This is a genomic window from Bacillus hominis (assembly GCF_018332515.1).
GTDB lineage: Bacteria > Bacillota > Bacilli > Bacillales > Bacillaceae_G > Bacillus_A > Bacillus_A hominis.
In genome coordinates this window covers 1-284 of record NZ_BOQD01000654.1, presented here as the reverse complement: position 1 = coordinate 284, position 284 = coordinate 1, and the positions used below count along the sequence as shown (strand labels likewise).

At 26.4% G+C, this 284-nt stretch carries 1 protein-coding gene; it reads left to right on the top strand.

Going from position 1 to position 284, the window contains the following annotated elements:
* A partial coding sequence (locus KI356_RS27805) for a hypothetical protein (RefSeq protein ID WP_212937076.1) occupies window positions 1-184 on the top strand: 184 nt, incomplete at its 5' end.
* Window positions 185-284: the final 100 nt, after the last annotated feature.

Below are 284 nucleotides of genomic sequence, written 5' to 3'. Positions count from 1 at the left end.
AATATATTTAATTGGAGGTGATGATACTATGAGTAATTATAGCGACTACCGAAAAAACTCTTCTAATAATAAAAATAATAGTTCTTCAACTTCTTCTCAATCTTCCAATTCTCAATCACAAAAAGATTTAGCAGAGCAAGGCTATGTAAAGAAAAAAGGGTGTAATTGTAATAAAAATAAATAGTTTATTACTAATTTGAATAATGACATTTCACCGCGCACGATAAACAATAAGCTACCCTACTATATAGTATATTTAAAGTATAAATTCTGTTTTTAATAGA